This window comes from Actinoallomurus liliacearum (assembly GCF_039542035.1).
Lineage (GTDB): Bacteria > Actinomycetota > Actinomycetes > Streptosporangiales > Streptosporangiaceae > Actinoallomurus > Actinoallomurus liliacearum.
Genome location: NZ_BAABHJ010000020.1, coordinates 208,692 through 227,949, shown reverse-complemented (window position 1 = coordinate 227,949; position 19,258 = coordinate 208,692). Strand labels below are relative to the sequence as shown.

At 71.4% G+C, this 19,258-nt stretch carries 22 protein-coding genes; 15 read left to right on the top strand and 7 right to left on the bottom strand.

What is annotated here, in order from left to right:
* Positions 1–2 precede the first annotated feature (2 nt).
* Together ABD978_RS26920 and ABD978_RS26915 are read left to right on the top strand one after the other, a co-directional pair.
* The gene (locus ABD978_RS26920) at positions 3–1,229 is read left to right on the top strand and encodes an MFS transporter (protein WP_345360316.1); all 1,227 of its coding nucleotides are present in this window, start codon (positions 3–5) and stop codon (positions 1,227–1,229) included.
* Between the two features lie 38 nt (positions 1,230–1,267).
* On the top strand, positions 1,268–1,648 hold the full coding sequence (locus ABD978_RS26915) for a phage holin family protein (protein ID WP_345360313.1): 381 nt from the start codon (positions 1,268–1,270) through the stop codon (positions 1,646–1,648).
* 4 nt (positions 1,649–1,652) lie between these two features.
* Here ABD978_RS26915 and ABD978_RS26910 read toward each other — a convergent pair whose 3' ends face one another.
* Together ABD978_RS26910 and ABD978_RS26905 are read right to left on the bottom strand one after the other, a co-directional pair.
* The gene (locus tag ABD978_RS26910; RefSeq protein ID WP_345360310.1) at positions 1,653–2,348 is read right to left on the bottom strand and encodes a histidine phosphatase family protein; all 696 of its coding nucleotides are present in this window, start codon (positions 2,346–2,348) and stop codon (positions 1,653–1,655) included.
* Positions 2,349–2,373: 25 nt separating this feature from the next.
* Positions 2,374–4,059, bottom strand: a complete 1,686-nt coding sequence (locus ABD978_RS26905) for a substrate-binding domain-containing protein (protein WP_345360307.1) — start codon at positions 4,057–4,059, stop codon at positions 2,374–2,376.
* Positions 4,060–4,306: 247 nt separating this feature from the next.
* Here ABD978_RS26905 and ABD978_RS26900 point away from each other — a divergent pair, with 247 nt between their 5' ends.
* Positions 4,307–4,711, top strand: coding sequence for a RodZ domain-containing protein (locus ABD978_RS26900; RefSeq protein ID WP_345360304.1), 405 nt, complete (start codon positions 4,307–4,309; stop codon positions 4,709–4,711).
* 37 nt (positions 4,712–4,748) lie between these two features.
* Here the strand turns inward: ABD978_RS26900 and ABD978_RS26895 are convergent, their stop codons facing one another.
* A complete protein-coding gene (locus ABD978_RS26895) occupies positions 4,749–5,375 on the bottom strand; it encodes a copper resistance CopC family protein (RefSeq protein ID WP_345360301.1) in 627 nt (208 codons plus the stop codon).
* An 88-nt stretch (positions 5,376–5,463) separates the two neighbouring features.
* On the bottom strand, positions 5,464–6,030 hold the full coding sequence (locus tag ABD978_RS26890; protein ID WP_345360298.1) for a hypothetical protein: 567 nt from the start codon (positions 6,028–6,030) through the stop codon (positions 5,464–5,466).
* A 143-nt stretch (positions 6,031–6,173) separates the two neighbouring features.
* On the opposite strand from ABD978_RS26890, the gene ABD978_RS26885 reads away from it, so the two are divergent.
* From ABD978_RS26885 to ABD978_RS26875, 3 genes are all read left to right on the top strand, one after another.
* Complete coding sequence (locus ABD978_RS26885; RefSeq protein WP_345360295.1) at positions 6,174–7,043, top strand: endonuclease/exonuclease/phosphatase family protein; 870 nt, start codon at positions 6,174–6,176, stop codon at positions 7,041–7,043.
* Positions 7,043–8,314, top strand: a complete 1,272-nt coding sequence (locus ABD978_RS26880; RefSeq protein WP_345360292.1) for an exo-beta-N-acetylmuramidase NamZ family protein — start codon at positions 7,043–7,045, stop codon at positions 8,312–8,314. The genes ABD978_RS26885 and ABD978_RS26880 overlap by 1 nt, the downstream gene beginning before the upstream one ends.
* A gap of 64 nt (positions 8,315–8,378) precedes the next feature.
* The gene (locus ABD978_RS26875) at positions 8,379–10,157 is read left to right on the top strand and encodes a serine hydrolase domain-containing protein (protein ID WP_345360289.1); all 1,779 of its coding nucleotides are present in this window, start codon (positions 8,379–8,381) and stop codon (positions 10,155–10,157) included.
* Between the two features lie 90 nt (positions 10,158–10,247).
* On the opposite strand, the gene ABD978_RS26870 is transcribed toward ABD978_RS26875, so the two are convergent.
* Positions 10,248–10,631 carry an ATP-binding protein gene (locus ABD978_RS26870; RefSeq protein ID WP_345360286.1) on the bottom strand — a complete coding sequence of 128 codons (384 nt, stop codon included), beginning with the start codon at positions 10,629–10,631 and terminating at the stop codon, positions 10,248–10,250.
* Positions 10,632–10,667: 36 nt separating this feature from the next.
* Here ABD978_RS26870 and ABD978_RS26865 point away from each other — a divergent pair, with 36 nt between their 5' ends.
* From ABD978_RS26865 to ABD978_RS26855, 3 genes are all read left to right on the top strand, one after another.
* Complete coding sequence (locus tag ABD978_RS26865; RefSeq protein WP_345360283.1) at positions 10,668–11,606, top strand: helix-turn-helix domain-containing protein; 939 nt, start codon at positions 10,668–10,670, stop codon at positions 11,604–11,606.
* Complete coding sequence (locus tag ABD978_RS26860; protein ID WP_345360280.1) at positions 11,561–11,716, top strand: DUF397 domain-containing protein; 156 nt, start codon at positions 11,561–11,563, stop codon at positions 11,714–11,716. The genes ABD978_RS26865 and ABD978_RS26860 overlap by 46 nt, the downstream gene beginning before the upstream one ends.
* A gap of 282 nt (positions 11,717–11,998) precedes the next feature.
* Positions 11,999–12,385, top strand: a complete 387-nt coding sequence (locus ABD978_RS26855; protein WP_345360277.1) for a hypothetical protein — start codon at positions 11,999–12,001, stop codon at positions 12,383–12,385.
* Positions 12,386–12,504: 119 nt separating this feature from the next.
* Here ABD978_RS26855 and ABD978_RS26850 read toward each other — a convergent pair whose 3' ends face one another.
* Entirely contained in the window at positions 12,505–13,140 is a 636-nt protein-coding gene (locus ABD978_RS26850; RefSeq protein ID WP_345360274.1) for a TetR/AcrR family transcriptional regulator, read from the bottom strand.
* Between the two features lie 82 nt (positions 13,141–13,222).
* On the opposite strand from ABD978_RS26850, the gene ABD978_RS26845 reads away from it, so the two are divergent.
* The 5 genes from ABD978_RS26845 (at position 13,223) to ABD978_RS26825 (ending at position 16,988) form a co-directional block, all read left to right on the top strand.
* Positions 13,223–13,519 (top strand): putative quinol monooxygenase, encoded by a 297-nt coding sequence (locus ABD978_RS26845; RefSeq protein ID WP_345360271.1) that lies wholly within the window; start codon positions 13,223–13,225, stop codon positions 13,517–13,519.
* A 98-nt stretch (positions 13,520–13,617) separates the two neighbouring features.
* Positions 13,618–14,442, top strand: coding sequence for an alpha/beta fold hydrolase (locus ABD978_RS26840; protein WP_345360268.1), 825 nt, complete (start codon positions 13,618–13,620; stop codon positions 14,440–14,442).
* Between the two features lie 165 nt (positions 14,443–14,607).
* Positions 14,608–15,588, top strand: a complete 981-nt coding sequence (locus ABD978_RS26835) for a TerC/Alx family metal homeostasis membrane protein (RefSeq protein WP_345360265.1) — start codon at positions 14,608–14,610, stop codon at positions 15,586–15,588.
* A 50-nt stretch (positions 15,589–15,638) separates the two neighbouring features.
* Positions 15,639–16,568 carry a diacylglycerol/lipid kinase family protein gene (locus ABD978_RS26830; protein WP_345360260.1) on the top strand — a complete coding sequence of 310 codons (930 nt, stop codon included), beginning with the start codon at positions 15,639–15,641 and terminating at the stop codon, positions 16,566–16,568.
* A 54-nt stretch (positions 16,569–16,622) separates the two neighbouring features.
* Entirely contained in the window at positions 16,623–16,988 is a 366-nt protein-coding gene (locus tag ABD978_RS26825; protein WP_345360257.1) for a hypothetical protein, read from the top strand.
* Between the two features lie 122 nt (positions 16,989–17,110).
* Here ABD978_RS26825 and ABD978_RS26820 read toward each other — a convergent pair whose 3' ends face one another.
* Positions 17,111–18,526 carry an amidase gene (locus ABD978_RS26820; RefSeq protein ID WP_345360255.1) on the bottom strand — a complete coding sequence of 472 codons (1,416 nt, stop codon included), beginning with the start codon at positions 18,524–18,526 and terminating at the stop codon, positions 17,111–17,113.
* A gap of 90 nt (positions 18,527–18,616) precedes the next feature.
* Between ABD978_RS26820 and ABD978_RS26815 the strand changes: the two genes are divergently transcribed.
* Positions 18,617–19,243 (top strand): TetR/AcrR family transcriptional regulator, encoded by a 627-nt coding sequence (locus ABD978_RS26815; RefSeq protein ID WP_345360252.1) that lies wholly within the window; start codon positions 18,617–18,619, stop codon positions 19,241–19,243.
* Positions 19,244–19,258 lie beyond the last annotated feature (15 nt).

The window sequence follows — 19,258 nt, the reverse complement described above, 5'->3', positions numbered from 1 at the left end:
CTGTGTTCGATTCCGTGGCCAGGCGCGCGCGCGTCGGCGTCTTCGGCTACTTCGGGCTGTGCGGCATGACCATCGGCATCTGGGCCGCGAGCCTGCCGGCCCTCGCGGACCGGCTCGACCTGACCGCCGGGAGGACTGGCACCGCGCTGCTCCTGATCTCCCTCTCCGCGCTCGTCTCGATGCAGGCCGCGGGCCGAATGGCGGACCGCTGGTCGAGCCGCCGGCTCACCTGGGTCGCCGGGCCCCTGCACGCCCTGCTCCTGCTCGGACCGGCGTTCGCGGGGTCCTACTCCGCGCTCCTCGTCGGCGCGGTCGTCTTCGGCCTCGGCTTCGGGCTGCTCGAGGTCGGCATGAACGCCCACGCCGTCGAGGTCGAGGTCCGCTACGACCGGCCGATCATGTCGGCGTTCCACGGCCTGTGGAGTCTCGGCGGCGCGGTCGCCGGCCTCGTCACGGCCGCCGCGATGCGCGGCGGCCTCGGCGTCCAGGCCCTCCTCGTCGGCACGGCGCTCGTCATGGCGGTGCTCTTCCTCCTCCCGGCTCGCCTCCTCCTCCCCGGCCCCGCGGCGCGGGAGACGTCGGAGGCGTCGCCGGAGGCGGCGCGCTCGGGCCGCGGCCGGATCCCGAAGGTGATCGTGCTGCTCGGCGTGGTGATGCTCGCCGGCGCGATCTGCGAGGGCGGCGCGATGGACTGGGCGGCGATGCACGCCCGCCGCGTGCTGCACGTCTCGGCCGACCTGGCGCCGCTGTCCTACACGGTCTACTCGGTGGCGATGACCACCATGCGGTTCCTCGGCGACCGGCTGCGGGGCCGCCTCGGCGGCGGCCGTACCCTGCGCCTGGCGGGCACCGTGGCCGCCACCGGCTACGCGCTCGTGCTGCTCGCCCCCTCCGCCGGCGGCGCCGCCCTGGGGTGCGCCTGGGCGGGATGGGTCCTCGTCGGAATCGGCCTGGCGACGGTCGTGCCGGTGGGGTTCAGCTCCGCAGGGGCGGACTCGGCCTCGGCCGGGCGGACGATCGCCCTGCTGACCAGCTTCGGCTACGGCGGGCTGTTGGCCGGCCCGGCCGTCATCGGCCACCTCGCCGAGGCGACCTCACTGCGGACGGCGCTGGTCCTCCCGGGCGTCCTCGCCGTCTTCGTCGCGCTGGCGGGGCCGCCGGCGATCAGGGTCCTCGCCGCCCGCCGCGCCCCCGCTCCCGAGACCGCAACCCTTGAGAAGGCGTCCTGACCGTCGAATCGAGGCCCGCCGCGTGCGACGATCGTGTCGTGAAGATCCTGATTCGAGTGGTCATCACCGCTGTCGCCCTTTGGGTGGCGACTCTGGTGGTCCACGGCATCGACCTCACGGCCGCGACCACACCGCGCAAGATCGGCACGCTCGTCGCCGTAGCGGTGGTCTTCGGCCTCATCAACCAGTTCATCAAGCCGATCGTCAAGACCCTGGGCTGCCTGTTCTACGTCCTGACGCTGGGGCTGTTCGCGCTCGTCGTCAACGGGCTGCTGCTGTGGCTGGCGAGCTGGGCGGCGGACAAGCTGAATCTGCCGTTCCACGTGTCGGGGTTCTGGGCGGCGTTCTGGGGCGCGATCGTCGTCGGCCTGGTCAGCTGGCTGCTCAACCTCTTCGTGCACGACGACAAGGAGGACTGAGCCCTCAGAGGAGGCCGGCGTCCTTGAGGTGGCTCGTGTCGTTGAACGTGACGAGCCGCAGTTCGTCGTCCTCACGGGCCCAGACGGTGAGCGAGGCGTTCGCGACGACCGTGCGCTCGACGTCGAGCAGCTCCTCCTCGGAGAGGCGTTCGACGATGTACCGCGTCAGGACGACGATCGCGTCGTGCGCGACGACCAGGACCCGGCCGCCGGGATGTTCCCGGTCCAGGTCGCCGAGGACGCTCCGCAGCCGCAGCGCCACGTCGGCCCAGGACTCGCCGGCGGGCGGCCGGTAGTAGAACTTCCCGAGCCTGCGCTTGCGCTCGGCCTCCTCCGGGTGACGCGCCTGGACGCCGCGCTGCGTGAGCAGGTAGAAGTCGCCGAGCTCGCGGTCACGGAACCGCTCGTCGAGGACGATCGGCGGCGGATCGGCCAGCTGCTCCAGGGCGAGGCGCGCGGTGTCCCTCGCCCGCAGGTACGGCGAGCACACCACCGCCGTCGGACGCTCGTCCGGGGCGAGCTCGGCCAGCCGGCGACCGAGCGCGATCGCCTGCTCCCGCCCGAGCTGCGACAGGGGGACGTCGGCGTCGCGCAGGGTCATGTCGACCGCGTCCAGCCCGCGGGCCGCCGCGTCGTGCGCGGCGACGTTCCCCGTGCTCTCGCCATGCCTGGCCATGCCCAGCCACTCGAGTGACCTCACAGCACCGTGACCTTACCTGGACAACTTACGACGTGGGGCAGGTCTCCCCGCATGTGAGGCGGATCAACATCTGCAGGAACACCTGCTGCACCTGCCGCGGGTCGAGGGTCACGAAGGCCTGCCCGCCCGTCGCCGCGGCGATCCGCTGCAGCGGCCCCGGATCGATGTCGGGCCCGAACGCGATGGGCACGACCGCGACGGGGCGCATCGGATCACCGGCCCGGGCGAGCTCCTTCAGGAGGGTCTGCAGGGAGATCGTGCGGCCCGGGTCGTAGTTCATCCCGTCGGTCAGCACGACCACGACGTTGTTGTGGTCGGGCTGGTAGGTCCGGACCGCCTCCTGGTAGGCGGCGAGCACCGAGTCGTACAGACCGGTGCGGCTGCCCGGCACCGGCGCCGCCGCGGCGAAGGACCGTTCGACCAGGTCGCGCTGCGTACTCGCGCCGATCTTGTCGCTGAGCGTACGGAACGGCACGATCTGGCGGTAGTCGCGGGCGCCGTCCAGCGCGGTGGAGAACTCCCAGAGCGCCACCTGCGAGTTGTCGCTGAGGATCTTCATCCCGCCGACGGCGACCTTCGCGGTGGCCTGCATGCGCGTGTCCTGGGTCCGGGGGACCGGGTCGCCCATGGACGGTGAGACGTCGAGGAGGATCAGCATGCGCGCGCCGAGCACCGTACGCTGCCACATCTGCAGGACCCGGCCGGTGTTCACCGGGTCGGGGGCCGGGAGCCGGTCCGGGGCGCGGGTCGTGACGCCGTACCGCTCGTCGAAGTCCGTCCCGGCCACGCCGTCGGGAGTGCGCAGCCCGAGCCCCTGCAGCGCGACGCGGGTCTGGGACTGGGCGAGCGTGGCCTGGAAGTCCTCGACCGTCCCGGAGCGGCCGCGGTCGGTCGTGGTGGACACGTACGGGAAGTCGAGCGCGAGGGTGGGGCCCTTCGGGTACAGGGCGGTGACGGTCGGGGCGTCGCCGGCGTGCGCGTGCCGCCAGACCGACTGTTCGGACAGGACCACCGCGGTCGGCGGCCGGGCGGCCTGATCCTTGGCGATCTGGGCGTACGCGGCCCGCTCGTCGGGGAGCGCGCCGCCGAGGTCGGAGTAGAGCGTGACGGCGAAGGAGGACAGCCCGCTCCGGCCGGGGCCGGCGACGTGCTGGGCGAGCAGCAGCGCGCCCAGGCCGGCGGCGTCGCCGGCGGGGTCGAGGAATCGGATCCGGAGGGCGGGCGACGGGCCGCCGGTCCCGGGCAGCCGGGTGGACAGCAGGAGCCGCCAGGTCGCGGTGCCCGGCCCGTGCCCGCGCGGGACCGCGAGGACCAGGGGTGACATCGCGACCGACGCGCCGGACGCCCGTACGGCGGCGGCGCCCGCGTCGGTGCGGCGGGCGATCGGCAGCCAGAGGGACGAGTCGGGGATCCACGCGTCGGGGCGGGCCACGCCCGGGTTGGAACCCTGCCCGGACAGGGCCGCCGCGACGTCGGAGGGCCGCTGGCGGCTCACGGTGACGCGGCACCCGCCCGCGGACTCGTACCGGCGCGCGGCCTGCTCGATCGCCGGGGCGATCGACGGCGCGACCGCGACGGTGATCGCCCGGCCGGCGCATCGGCTCGGGCCGGAGCCGAGCGCGCACGCGGCGAGGGCCGGCAGCAGGACCAGCAGCGTGCCCAGGGCGTGTCCCAGTGCCTTCGTCCCGGTGGCGCGGCGAGAATAAGGCATCGGCGGTGTCCGTCCGCTCATTTGACGGCTTCCCGTCACCCGTCGGGAGAATTATCCAGTTAGCACCGGCGAATAACGCCTACTTCCGGACATTCCGACTGGGTGTGGCCGACGGGGCGCATCCCTTACGCCACAGGCGTTCCGGACGTCGCACGATGGCTCGCCAAACCCGTGGCTGCGACCGTTTCCGGACATAAACAAATAGGGTGACTGTCGCGCGTTTTAACGGCTGACTAGACTCTTCACCGTGGGACGTCATGTCTCGCCGCAGCACAGGCGGTCGCTCCGCCGGGTGACGATCGTCGCCCTCATCGGGATCGTCGTGCTGGCCGGCGTGCTGGCCTTCGCCGGCTACTCCATCTGGGCACGGGTCCGTGAGCCGGCGCCGACGCGGCGGCCGATCGCGGCCGCCCCCGCCGCGACCCTGACGCTGACCGTCACCGGCCCGCGGTGCCAGGTCTTCGTCGGCGTCCCCGGCGGCGACATCCTGGTCAACCGCACCCTCGTGCGCGGGCAGACCCTTCGGTTCGGCGACGCTCGTCTCAACGTCGTGCTGAGCGACGCCGGGGCGGTCCAGGTGTACGTGAACGGCGTCCGGCGTCCGGCGGGCGAACCGGGCCGGCGCGCCGCGTTCACCGCCGTACGCCGCTGACGGCCGCGCCCCCCGCCTCGACGAGGGGCGCGGGCGGTCAGGTCCGCGACGAGCGGCGCCTGCGGGTGAGTTCGGCGCCGCCGACCGCCGCGACGACGAGGAGGGCGCCCAGACCGACCCACAACCAGCTCGCGCTGGAGGTGCTCGCGGACTTCTGCGCGGTCGGGGTGCTCGACGGCGTGGCCGCCGCCGGGGCCGCGCTGCCGTCCGCCGACCCGGCGGGGGCGGGCGTCGACCCGGCCGAAGCGGGTGCCGACGACGACCCGCCCACGACCGTGAACTTGTAGTCGCCCGTCACCGGGTGTCCGTCCTCGGAGACGACCCGCCAGCCGACCGTGTACACGCCGGGGGGCAGGACGCCTGCCACATGCTCGGTCACCGTGGCGCCCGCCGCGTGCGCCTTGCCGGACTCGTGGTGGCCGCCCTTGGCGTCGAGCACGACGACCCCGGGGAACCGCACCGCCTCGGCGAAGGTCAGCTTGATCTGGGCGGGCGACGACACCTTGGCGCCCTTGGCCGGCTGGGCGGCGACGAGCGTGGTGTGCGCGGACGCGGGGGGCGCCGTGAGGAGGCAGCCGACGGCCGTGGCGGCGATCGCCGCCGCGAGTCGGGTGAAGGGCCGCCGGACGGCCCGGGGCGGCCGGGGGAGTCGCGGGGTGTACATGGGGTTTCTCCGATCGTGAGGCTCGCTGAGCGTGCGGGTGACCGGATCCGCCGGATCCGGTGCGGCAAGGTGTGTGCGAACGAGGCGTTCAGCGGAACGCCGGGAACGGAGCGGGCGGCCCGCGCCGGGTGAGGACGTGCCGCAGGGTCCGTTCCGGCGGGCGGCCGGCCGGGCCGGCGAACCCGTGCCGCCGGTACGGCACCGGCGGGGGAGCGGACGTCGACAGGAGCGCCCGCAGCGGTCGGACGGCCGCGGCCGCGGCCCGCCTGGCGAGCCGCCAGACGGCGCGTTCGCCGCGCCGGAGCCACCAGGCCGAGACGACGGCCGCGGTCACGTGCGCGAGCGTCATCGCACCGTGGCCGTGAGAGCCCACGGCCGTGGGGTGGTGGGCCAGGTGCTGGCCGTGCTGCGCCGCGGCGAACAGCACGTGCAGCATGAACTGCCCGCCGAGCAGCCCGGCCAGGATCGTGCCCAGGGACCGCTCGACGCCCGTGAGGAAGACGCCGACGACGGCCAGCCCGACGAGCCCCGCGCCGACCGCGGCGGGCGGTACGGGCTCGTGTGAGCTCACCGAATGTCCGGCCACGGCAAGAGCCGTGCACACGGCCGCGAAGATCAGCGCGCGGGGCAGGCGGAACACCGGATCGCTGGGCATGACCCCTCCATCCTCGCATCGCCGTGCTCCCGGAGACGCTTCGGCGAGGCTATTGACGTTGGGGATCATCCGTATCTAATTTTCATACGTCCGATTCCGCCCGTTGATTCTTTACAAACCTTCGAAACGCGGCAGGAGAGTCCATGTCCTCGCTCGTCCGCCGGTCCGTCCGTACGCGTCCCCGGGCCGTCACCGGGCTCGCCCTCTTCCTCGCCGCGCTCGTCGTCGGCCCGCCGGCGCACGCGGCCGGTGCCAAAGGCGCGTCACTTCGGGTGATGACCTACAACCTGCAGGCCGGTGCGGGCGTCGACCACGTCTTCGACCTCGAGCGCCAGGCCCGCACGATCGAGGCCCAGCATCCCGACGTCGTCGGGCTGGAGGAGGTCGACGTCAACTGGGGCACGCGCAGCGACTACGTCGACGAGGCGTCGTGGCTGGCGCGGCGGCTGCACATGCGGGTGTTCTTCGCCCCGATCTACACGCTTCCGCCGGACCGGGCCGGCGCGCCCGACCGGGAGTTCGGCGTCGCGGTGCTGTCCCGGTTCCCGATCCTCCAGGCGGAGAACCACGAGATCACGCGGCTGTCCACGCAGGTGCCGAACCCCGTACCGGCCCCGGCCCCCGGCTTCCCCGAGGTGCTGATCAAGGCGCGGGGCACGCGGATCTGGGTGTACGACACCCACCTCGACTACCGCTCCGACCCCTCCGTACGCCGGGCGCAGGTCGCCGACATGGCGGCCATCATGGACCGACGACACGGTCCTAAGCTGCTGCTTGGGGACTTCAACGCCGAGCCGGACGCGCCCGAGCTCGCGCCGCTCTGGACGCGGCTGAGCGACGCGCTGACGGTCGCCGGGCAGCGTACGACGCCCACGTTCCCGGCCGACGTGCCGGTGACGCGCATCGACTACATCACCTTCACGCCGGGCCCGCGCGTCACCCGCGCGTTCGTGCCGGACACGCTCGCCTCCGACCACCGGCCCGTCGTGGCCGACCTGAAGGGGATCCGCTGATGACGACACGACGTGGAGTGCTCCGTGGCATCGCCGCCGGCGGCGCGGCCGTCCCGATCGCCGCGCTCGGCACGCCGGCCGCCCAGGCCGACCAGGCCGCGTCCCGGAACGGCGGGGTCCGTACGGGCTTCGAGGTGCTGCGCGCCGGGGGCTACCGGGAACTGCGCGGCCAGAAGATCGGGATGGTGGCCAACCCGACCGCGGTGATCCGTGACCTGAGCCACGAGGTGGACGTCATGCACGCGGCCTCCGGCGTGGACCTGGCCGCGGTGTTCGGCCCGGAGCACGGGTTCCGGGGCTCGGCACAGGCCGGCGGCTCGGAGGGGTCCTACAAGGACCCGCGCACCGGGATCGCCGTCTACGACGCCTACGCCAAGACCCCGCAGCAGATCGCCGACTACTTCACCAAGTCCGGCATCGACACCGTGGTCTTCGACATCCAGGACGTCGGCGCGCGCTTCTACACCTACGTCTGGACGATGTTCGACTGCATGCGGGCGGCGATCCAGGCGGGCAAGCGCTTCGTCGTCCTCGACCGGCCGAACCCGCTCGGCGGCGTGGAGGCGACCGGGCCCGTGCTCCACCCGGAGTACGCCTCGGGCGTGGGCCGCGAGCCGATCGCCCAGCAGCACGCCATGACCGTCGGCGAGCTCGCCCGCCTGTTCGACGGGGAGTTCCTGGAGGGCAAGGCGAAGCCACAGGTCGTCCAGATGCGCGGCTGGCGGCGCGGCATGACCTGGGAGGAGACGGGCCTGCCCTGGGTGCTGCCCTCGCCGAACATGCCGACGATCAATACGGCGGTGGCCTATCCGGGCATGGGGCTGTTCGAGGCGGTGAACCTCTCGGAGGGGCGCGGCACGACCGTGCCGTTCGAGATGGTCGGCGCGCCGTACGTCGACTGGCACTGGGCCGACGACCTGAACGGCCTGGGCCTGCCCGGAGTGCGGTTCCGCGAGGCGTACTTCGCGCCCACGTTCAACAAGTGGGTGAACCAGAACTGCGGGGGCGTGCAGCTGTTCGTCACCGACCGCCGGCGCTTCGACCCGATCCGCACCGCGCTCGCCATGATCATCAGTGCCCGCCGGCTCTACCCGAAGGACTTCGCCTGGCGGGAGAGCAAGTCGCCGTACTGGATCGACCTCCTCACCGGATCCGACCAGGTCCGCACCGCCATCGACGGCGGCGCGAACGTCGACCAGGTCGTCGCCGGCTGGCAGGCCGACCTGGCACGCTTCCGCGCGCAGCGGAAGCGCTACCTGCTGTACCGCTGAGTCCGCCCCACCCTCCGCCGTACCGCTGAATCCTCCCCATCCTCCGCATCCCCCAGGAGAGACGATGCGCCGTGCCCTGCCGATCCTCCTCGCCGTCGCGGGCCTGTGCGCGCCGGCCGCGGTCGCCCAGGCCGCCTCGCCACCGGCCCCACCGGTGAAGGGGCTGTCGGCCCCCGTGCGTACGACCACCGCCGGGCCGCCGACCGTCACCGCCGCCGACCTGCGGTTCACCCCCGGCCGCGTGCTCCGGGACGGCACCCCGCAGCAGGCGGGCCTGTCGCCCGACGCGGTCGCGGCGATCGGCAATGACGCCGCGAGCTACATGAGTTCCGCGCCGACGCCGTACTACCCGGGCGCCGTCGTGCTCGCCGCCCGGAACGGCGTGGTCGCGGCGCAGGACGCGATGGGCTACGCGCTGCGGTACGCCGACGACAAGCCCACCGAGCTGCCGCGGGACCAGTGGATCCCGATGCGCAAGGACACGATCTTCGACCTGGCGTCCATGTCGAAGCTGTTCACGACCGTCGCGGCGATCCAGCAGATCGAGCGGGGCCGCGTCGACCTGAACGCCACCGTCGCGTCGTACCTGCCCGGCTTCGGGCAGAACGGCAAGGACACGATCACCATCCGGGAGCTGCTCACCCACACGAGCGGCCTGCGGCCGGACCTGCCCTTCTACAACTATCCGGACCGCGCCTCGCAGGAGGCGGCGCTGTTCGCGGACACCCCGCAGGCCAAGCCCGGCACCGCGTACATCTACTCCGACCTGAACATGATCACGATGCAGTTCGTGCTGGAGAAGGTGACCGGCAAGACCCTCGACGTGCTCGTACGGGACGGCATCACCCGGCCGCTCGGCATGCGCGACACCGGCTACAACCCGCCGGCGTCGGAGAAGCCGCGGATCGCCGCGACGGAGTACGAGCACAAGCCGTACGCCGCCCTGGACCGCGGACTCGTCTGGGGCCAGGTCCACGACGAGAACTCCTACGCCCTCGGCGGCGTCGCCGGCCACGCCGGGGTGTTCTCCACCGCCCACGACATCGGGATCTTCGCCCAGATGATCCTGGACGGCGGGCGGTACGGTCACGCGCGGGTCCTGGACGAGGACTCCGTCCGGCTGCTGTTCACCGACTTCAACACTGCGTTCCCCGGCAACGCGCACGGCCTCGGCTTCGAGATCGGACTGCGCTGGTACGAGGACGCGATGACCTCGCCGGTCACGATCGGGCACACCGGCTACACCGGCACCAGCATCGTGATCGACCCGATCTCCCGGTCGTTCGTGATCCTGCTCACCAACCGGGTCCACCCGACCCGCAACGGGCCCAGCATCAACCCGGCGCGCCGCGCCGTGGCGCGCGACCTGGGCCGCGCCGTCCCCGTACGGCCCGCCGAGGGGCGGGACGCGTGGTTCTCCCAGATGGCGGACGGCAAGACCGCGACGCTGACCGCGCCGATGCCGACGGGGGCCACCAAGCTCTCCTTCGACCTCTGGTACGACACCGAGGAGACCGACCTCGGCGTGCTGGAGACCTCCTCGGACGGTAAGACCTGGACGCCCGCCCCGCTGTCCCTGCGGTCCGGGCGCAACGCGTGGACGGTGAACGGGGCGTTCTCCGGCTTCGCCGGGCGGCGCTGGGCCAAGGCCACCGCGACGCTCCCGGCCGGTACCACCTCGGTCCGCTGGCGCTACACCTCCGACCCGGCGTACCAGGGCCGCGGCGTCTACGTCGACGGCGTACGGGCCTCGGACGCCGACGGCAACGTCGTGTTCAACGGCGAGCGCCCCGCCGACGCCGCCCGCTTCACCACTTCGGGCTGGATCCGCAGCTCCAACTGATCATCCCCCACGCCGCCCGCGCCGGAGCCCCAGCCGGCGCGGGCGGCGCTTTCCGGCCGTTCTCGACGTCGTCCGTCTCGCCGAGAGACCTCACGACTCCAGTACCGCGAAGACGACCTTGCCGGCACCACCGGCGAGGCGGCGTACGCCCCAGTGCCGGCTGAGCTGTTCAACGATGAGAAGGCCCCTGCCCGACTCGTCGGCCGGCTCCACCTCTCGAATCTGTGGCGTAAGGCTGGTGGCGTCCTCCACCTCCAGCCACAGTGCGCCGTCGTCGGTGTGGCTGAGACGTACGGCCACGTCGTCCCCCGAGGCGTGCCGGATGGTGTTGGTGACGAGTTCGCTCGCCACCAGACATGCCACGTAGTCGTCCAAGCCCCAGTCGCCCAGTGTGAGGCGTACGAACCTGCGAACCTCCGCTACGGCTTCTGGGCACCGCTTTACGACGATCTCGACTTGCGCCGCCTCCACCATGCGACCCTCCACAACCTTGTGTGATGTGTCAGTCACATGAAGTCACATTCCGGCCTAGGATGTTCTTGCCGCTCAGAGGCGGCAGGTAGTGGCAAGTCGCTGGCTGAAGTCGGAAGGTTCCACCGAGAGGCAGGTGCAATGCCGCCCCGTCGTCAGCGTTACCGCGAGTCGCCCGCACTCGTCGCCTTCGGTCGTCAGATGCGCCGGATGCGGGAGGCGAAAGGCCTTACGCAGGAGGCAATCGCTCGCCTGACAAAGGTGAGTGCTCCGCAAGTGAGCAAGATCGAGGCAGGGAAGAAGCGCGCCACTCGATCGTTCGTTGAGAACGTCGACGGATTCCTCGAAGCGGGCGGGGCACTCATCAGCCTGTGGGAGGACCTGAACGAGGACGGCCATCCGGTGCCGATCTGGTTCGACTGGCCGCAGATAGAGGCGGACGCCATCGAGTTGACGTGTTATCAGCTATCGGTGATAGCCGGGCTGGCGCAGTCGGCGTCCTACGCGACGGCGATCCTCGGCGGTAACAAGGATGCTGTGGACGCGCGTTTGGAACGCCAGAAGCTCTTCGACAAGGAGAACGCTCCTACGGTGGCGCTGTTGGTCGATGAGCAGGCCCTATACCGACCGGTCGGCACGGCCGAGACCATGCGTGACCAACTGCACCACCTGCTCTCGCTGAGTGAGCGCCCGAACGTGACGGTGCAGGTCGTAAGCAGCAGCGGCGAACACTCTGGAAACGGCAGCAGCTTCGTCCTCGCGACGATGGCCGATATGAGCCGAGTAGCCTACGTGGAGACGGTTATGCGAGGGCTCGCGACGGACGATCCTGCGGACCTCGCAACGCTCTCGCGCGTTCTGGTCGATCTTCGAAACAGAACGCTCCCAGGGCACATGTCACGGGACCTCATCAGGAAGGTGGCCGAAGAGCGATGGACCTCAGCGGTGTCGAGTGGCGTAAGGCAACACGGAGTTTGAACAACGGCGGCGAGTGCGTCGAAGTCGCCGCTCTTCTGGGTCAGGCGGAGGTCCGTGGCAGAGTGGTTGCCGACGGCTCTATGCCTGCGGAGACCCCTGCGGCAAGCTGAGCCGATCGCAATCGGCTCGGTCTTTCAGCGTCGTCCCCATACCGGCGGCACGGAGCCTTGCCGTCGGCCTTGACGGGACAAAACGCGTGATCGGGACGAAGCCTGGCCACGGCGACGGCGAAGTGACCACAGCGACGGCGAAGCAGGCATCACGGTGATGGGCTTCACACCATCGGCGCTGTCGCTCACCCGGCGAGCGTCCGTGGTCACCGCACGAGGCATTGTGCGGCGGATCATGCGCGCGGACTCGTCTTGGGACACAGTCGTCGGTGGGCTCGCCGGGTGCAGGAGGCGATCTATTCTGACGGCCAGGGTGGTCACGTGGAGCGAGATGTTCAGTTGGTGAAGGACTTCGTGGCCGCTGTGCCCGGCTTCGAGGATCTGTATGACGCACACGTCTTCAACGAAGGCGGCGTCTTGTCCATCGTGTTCTTCTGGGAAGTGGTCCGGGAGACTGTCTCGTCGTTCCTCGGAGGGGACGAGACGGACTGGCGGGTCACCCTGCGATTCCTGGAGGAGCAGCTTCGACTCGATGTCCGCGAGGTGAACCAGGTAGTCGCCTCGTTCCTCTTCTACCTGCCCTGGCCGCACCAGCCCGGATATGGGCTGGTTGACCATCTCGGCCCGTCCATGCGCGCGAAATTCGCCACGATTCGGCCGGCTGGTTAGATCTGGCTGGATCCGCAGCTCCAACTGACCCCCACGCCGCCCGCACCGAAGCTTCAGCCGGCGCGGGCGGCGCTGTTTCCGGCCGTTTCCCTGTGCACCGGATGAAGGCGGGCGGGCCTTCATTTCGGTGCCGCGAGGCCACTGTCGCCGGTCCTCTGGTCGGCGGCCGACGGCCAGGCGCGGAGGGCCGTCTCGGCGACCTGCTCCAGGTCGCTCGTCGTGGCGCCGTCACGCGCCTGGGCGGACATGCCCTGGAGGACGGCCGAGTAGAAGGTCGCCAGCACATGAGCGTCGGTGTGGGCGGGGAGTCTTCCCGAGCGCGTGGCAGCGTCGATCTTGGCTTCGAGTGCGCGGACGCCCATGGCGCGGAGGCCGCGCAGCCGGGCCACGATGTCGGCGGACTGGGGTGCACAGTTGGTCGCCGCGGTGATCAGGAGGCAGCCGCGTGGGCGGTCGGGCCTGGTGTAGGCGGCCGCCGCCTCGCGTAGCAGGCGTTCGACGGCGTCGTAGGCGTTCGGCTCCTCGGCCAGCGCGCGTTCGGTGAAGGCGCCGTAGGTGCGGATGTAGCGGTCGAGCGCCTCGAGGAACAGGGCCCGCTTATCGCCGAAGGCCGCGTAGAGGCTGGGCGCGCCGATGCCGAGCGCCTTGGTGAGCATGGCGATCGAGGTCGCGTCGTAGCCGTGCTCCCAGAACACGGCGATGGCGCCCTCGAGGGCTCTGTCGCGGTCGAACGACCGGGGCCGTCCCGTTTTCACGCCTCCCATTCTATAGCGATCGCTAGAGATGTGCGTTACGGTACTTCTCGAACGATCGCTACAAAAGTAGGAGGAGCCACAGATGGTCACTACAGGACTGCTCATCCGCGTCGAGGCCAAGCCGGACAAGGTGCCGGAGGTCGAGGCTCTGCTGAAGTCGGCCGTGGAGCACGTGCGGCAGGAGGGGCTGGCTGTCATCTGGTCCGCGCTGCGCCTCGGGCCCACGACGTTCGCCGTCTTCGACGCCTTCGTCGACGAGGCCGACCGTCAGGCTCACCTGGAGGCCCACGGCGATGCGCTGCGCAAGGCGGAGCTGTTCGCCGGGTCGCCCTCCATCGAGCACGTCGACGTCATCGCCGCCAAGCTCCCCGGCGAGTGATCGGACACGGCGACCGATGACCGCCTGCCGCGCGCCGCGCCCTGAGCCGGCGCGCGGCAGGAGACCGCACGAGATCGAACCCGCCCTGGGGAGACATCATGCAGACAGCACCTGTCAACGACATCGAGATCGAGTACGAGCTGATCGGCCACGGTGAGCCGCTGCTGCTCATCCACGGTTCCAACCTCGCCACGGGGCTCGCGCCGCTGGCGGCCGCGCTGGCCGCCCAGGCCCCGCACCTGCAACTCGTGCGATACCACCGGCGTGGGATGGCGGGCAGCGGCGGACGAGCCCTGCCCATCAGCGTCGGGCAGCAGGCCGCCGACGCCCTCGGCCTGCTCGACGCCCTCGGCCTGCCGTCCGCGCACCTGCTGGGCTACTCCTACGGTGGCGTGATCGCGATTGAGGCCGCGCTGTCGGCGCCCGCTCGCGTGCGAAGCCTGGCACTGCTCGAACCGATCCTGACCGAGGTGCCATCGTGGACCACGTTCAGGGCGGGCATGGAACCCGTCATGAGCCTCTACGCCGCCGGTGACATGGCCGGCGCCGCGAGTGCGACATTCGCCGGCCTCGGGGGCCCGGACTGGCGGGAACTGGTCTCGACCGCCGGGCCGGACGCCCTTGACCTGGCGGTGCGCGACACCGAGCTCTTCTACCGGGCCGAGGCGCCGTCCCTCACCGCCTGGACGCTGGACGAGACACGCGCCGCCGCCGTGCAGGGCCCGGTGCTGTCGGTGCTGGGCACCCGGAGCGGGCCCTTCTTCGAGGAAGGCCGGCAGTTCCTGCATCAGCGCTTCACCCAGTGCGCCGACGCCGACATCCCCGGCGCGAACCACCTGCTGAACCTTCAGGCGCCCCAGCCGATCGCCGCCGTGGTCGCCGGCTTCCTCCAGCGGCACTCACCACTGACGCGACGGGCCTGACCGTTCGCCTCCGGGCGGTCCGACTGGCTATGGTGGGTTTTGAGGGGAGTACTTCCCAGCGCCCACCCGGTCAGGACGGACCTCCCATGGGGTCCCCGGGCGGCGGTCCGCCGCGTGACGGCGGGTGAAGGAGACCTCGGCCGATTCAACGTGCCGGGAGTTTCCATGTCCGGATCCGTCGCATCACCGCTGTTGTGGGCGATCACCATCGCCGGGGTCATCGCGTTGTTCGCGGTCGACCTGATCATGACCCGCCGCCCGCACACTCCCTCGCTGCGTGAGTCGCTGGCGTGGTCGTGCTTCTACATCGCGCTGCCCTTCCTGTTCGGTGTCTTCGCCTGGAAGTGGTTCGGGGCGTCGACCGGGACGGAGTACTTCACCGGCTACCTGGTCGAGAAGTCGCTGTCCGTGGACAACCTGTTCATCTTCATGCTGCTCCTCGCCGCCTTCGCGGTGCCGACGGCGCTGACCCAGCGCGTCCTGCTCTACGGCATCGCGGGCGCCCTCGTGCTGCGTGCGATCTTCATCGCGATCGGGGCGGCGGCGCTGCAGGCGGTCGACTGGGCGTTCCTGCTGTTCGGCGCCGTGCTGCTGGTCACCGCCGGGAAGATCCTCAAGGACGCGGTCAAGGGCGCGGACCACGGCGTCGAGGTGTCCTCGCTGCGCTCGGTCCGCCTCCTGCGCCGCCTGATGCCGGTGACCGACGACTACCAGGGGCCGCGGATGTTCGCCCGGCAGGGCGGCCGGCGGGCGCTGACCCCGTTCGCTCTCGTCGTCGTGGCCGTGTTCGCCGCCGACGTGGTGTTCGCCGTCGACTCCATCCCCGCCGTCTACGGCATCACCCAGGACCCGTACCTCGTCTTCACGGCGAACGCCTTCTCCCTCTTCGGGCTGCGGGCGTTGTACTTCGTCCTGCAGAGCACGCTGAGCAAGCTCGTCCACCTGGGCTACGGGCTAGCCGTCATCCTGGCGTTCATCGGCGTCAAGCTCGTGCTGCACTGGGCACATGGCCCCTGGCCGCAGGTCCCGGAGGTCCCCACGCCGTTGTCCCTCGCCGTCATCGTCGGAACGCTGCTGACGGTGACCGCTACGAGCCTGTACGCCCGGCGGCGCGCCCCGGCCCGGCTGCGGGCCGCCGAAGACTGACGAGCGTAAAGGAACGTTAAAAACGACCAGCGATTGGTATCACGAGGAGCATGCGCAGCAAAGCCGACCTGACCGCCGCCATCAGGAGCGGCGGCCCGGCCGTCCTCGTCATCAACGCCCGGGCCCGTACCGGTGCGGCCCTGCTCGAGCACGCCCCACGGCGGCTGGCCGAGCAGGGCATCGCGGTGGCCCGGGTGATCAACGTACGGCGGCCGGAGCGCCTGGCGCGGGCCCTGGACGAGGCGATCGCCGAAGGGCCGGACCTGCTCATCGCCGCCGGCGGCGACGGCACGCTGAGCACCGCCGGCAAGCGCGTGGCAGGTCTCGACCTGGCGCTCGGCGTGCTGCCCGTCGGCACCACCAACAACTTCGCCCGCAGCGTCGGCTGGTCCGGCGACCTCGACGGCGCGCTCGCGACGCTCGGATCGGGCAAGGTCGCCGACGTCGACCTCGGCCAGGCCGGCCCGGACGCCTTCACGAACATGGTCAGCCTGGGCGTGTCCGTGCAGGTCGCGGGCCGGGTGCCGCACCGCCTCAAGCGGCACCTCGGCCGCAGCGCGTACCCGCTGACCGCGCTGGCCGCGCTCCGCGGCCACCGGCCCTTCCAGGCCCGCATCATCGCCGGCGACACGAAGCTGGAGTTCGAGACCCACCAGCTCAACATCGCGAACGGCGCGTTCCACGGCGGCCGCCGCATCGCCCGTGACGCCGACATCGACGACCGGCTGCTGCTGGCCTACCGCTTCGGCGCGGGCAGCCGCCTGCACCTGGTCGGCTCCGCGGTCCGGCACGCCCTCGCCGGGTCCTACCTCAGCGTGGACGACGAGCCGTTCCTCACCACCGGCGACCTGCATCTGGAGACCGACCCCGCCCTGCCGCTCGACGTGGACGGCGAGATCCGCGGCCGCACCCCGCTCCGCATCCACATCCGCCCCAACGCCCTGCGCGTCATGGTCCCCCAGGACTTCACCGACCGCTGACCCACAGCGGCCACGGGGGCTCACCGGCGATCGATCGTCGGCATGATCACGGATATGAGGGAATCCAGGTGCTTCTCGGTGGCGGGGCTGGGGCTGCTCGTCGCCGTGGTGGCGGCCGGTTGTGGCAGTGGTCACGAGGGGCGGGACGACCGGCCGGGGCAGGTCAAGGCCGCGTGCGAGCGGGCCGTCCAGGACCGGCTGAAGGAGTTCCGGGCGGAGTTCTCCGGGGAACGGGTGAACGTCGACGCCGGTCACGGCCGTGCGACGGTCCAGGGTTCGGTGGCCGCCGTCTTCCGGTCCCCGGGTCCGCCGGGGGCGCCGACCGCGCTGGGGGGCTACGCGTTCCAGTGCTCGGCCGAGCAGCGGAAGGGCGGATGGCAGGTCGTGGGGCTCACCGGCGTGCCGAGGCTTCCCGCCTGAGGAGCGCAGTGATCACTGGCGATCGCTGCGGATAGAACGCAGTGGCCGCCAGGGATCTTGGCTTGGCGGCGCGCCTCAGCCGCTCCCGGGGCCGCGCGGCGCGAAGCGGTGCGCGCACGGGCTCATGGTCGCGGGTCGATCGGCGTGAGCACTCCGAGGCGGTCCTCGATCTCCTGGGCGGCGGCCAGGCACAGGTCCTCACGGAACGCCCGGCCGACGATCTGCACGCCCGACGGGAGCCCGTCGGTCACTCCGGTCGGTACGGCCACCCCGGGTACGCCCACGAAGCTGGTCACCGTGCACAGGCGCATGCCCGCCCCGACCCGATCGCGTCCCGCCCGGTCGCGTGACTCCAGCCCCGGCTCGACGGGCGGCTCGGTGAACACCGGTCCGACCAGCAGCGGGTACTCGTGGAGGAACTCGGACCAGGACCGGCGGATGTTCAGCCAGGAACCCATCAGTTTCACCAACTCCGCGGCACTCGCGGGCGGAGTCCGCTCCATCGCCATCTCGATGTAGCGGTCTCCTCCTTCGCCGAGCAGTGTCCGCACCACCGGCCAGGTGGGGGCGAACTCGGTCACGGTGATCCGGCCGTACGCCTCGAGCGTCTCATCCAGTCGCGGTACGTCCGCCACCTCCCGCACGTCGTATCCGGCGTCCCGCAGCGCGTCGGCGGCGGCTGTGATGGCCCCGCGAACCGTGGGGTGCACGCCGTGCCCGCCGGGATCGGCGACGGCCGCGACCTTGATCGGCGTCCGAAGGGGCGCACCGTAAAGAGGTGCGGGCACGGCTCGGGGGTCCTGCGGATCGGTCCCGGCCAGGACCTCGTACGCGAGCCGCAGGTCGATGATCCTTCGGGCCAGGGGCCCGTCGGTGACCAGCATCTGGGAGGCCGGCCCGGGGTCGTCCGGGCCGATGACGCGATGGTCGGCCGGAAATCGCCCGGTGGTCGGCTTCAGCGCTGCCACGCCGCAGAAGGAGGCCGGAATCCGCACCGATCCACCGGAGTCGTTGCCGAGGCCGAGGGCGGCCATCCCGGTGGCGACGGCCACCCCGTCGCCGCCGCTCGAACCTCCCGGGGTGCGGCCGGCGTCCCACGGGTTGACGGTGTCGCCGAACAGTTCGCTGCGGGTGTGCATGCCCGCGAGGATCATGGTGGGTACGTTGCTGTGCCCGATCGGTATGGCTCCGGCCGCGCGCAGCCGTGCCACGGGAGGCGCGTCGGCCGGTGCGATCAGATCCCGGAAACGCGGCGTTCCGAACGTGGTCGGCACGCCCTCGATGGCGGTGGTCTCCTTCACCGTGAACGGCACGCCCGCCAGGGGGCCCAGTTCTTCGCCCGCGGCGCGCCGCCGGTCGATCCTCGCCGCGGCCTCCCGGGCACGCTCGGCCAGGAGCTGCGTCACCGCGTTGACGCGCGGGTTGATCTCGGCGATGCGCGCCAGGTGACCGTCGATCAGTTCGATCGCCGACACGTCCCCGTCGCGAACCGCCGCCGCCTGTTCGGCGGCCGTCATCTTCCATACGGCGTCCTGCACGGCTCTTCCGTTCCTCTCCACGTTCCGATGCGCTCGCATCGGAACTGTAGCCTGGAACCGATACAAGCGCATCGGAAAGGGGCGGCCGGGGTGCCCAGGCAGGTGGATCACGAGAGCCGGCGACGTCGCATCGCCGAGGCCGTCTGCGGTCTCGCGGATGAACGCGGACTGGAGGGCGTGACCCTGCGGGACGTCGCCGACCGTGCGCAGGTCTCCATGGGTGCCGTTCAGCGCTGCTTCGGCAGCAAGGAGGAAATGCTCCTGTTCGCGGTCGGCCACATCGGCGAGCGGATCACCGAACGCGTGCGGACGCGACTGAAAGGCAGCCCGTCGCAGTCGGCCGCGACCGCCCTGGGGTACGCGGCGACTGAGATCGCGCTCCTGCGCCGGGACCACCGCGCCGAGGCGCGGGTGTGGCTGGCGTTCGTCGCCCAGGCCGCCGTGAGCGCACCGCTCGCGACCACTCTGAGGATCAGTTACGCGGCCCTCCAGGACCTGTTCGCCCACCTCATCGCGGAGGCCGCCGAGAGCGACCCGCCCGGCGACGGCGGCAGTGCGCCAGTCGACCCCCAGCAAGAGGCCCGCGCCCTGCTCGCCCTCGCGGACGGCCTCACCACCCACGTGCTGATCGGTCACCTCACCGCCGAGAACGCCGCCGACGTCCTGGACGCGCACGTGGCCGGCCTGTGGAAACGCCTCAGCGGAACGGCCACATGATCACTGGCGGTCGCT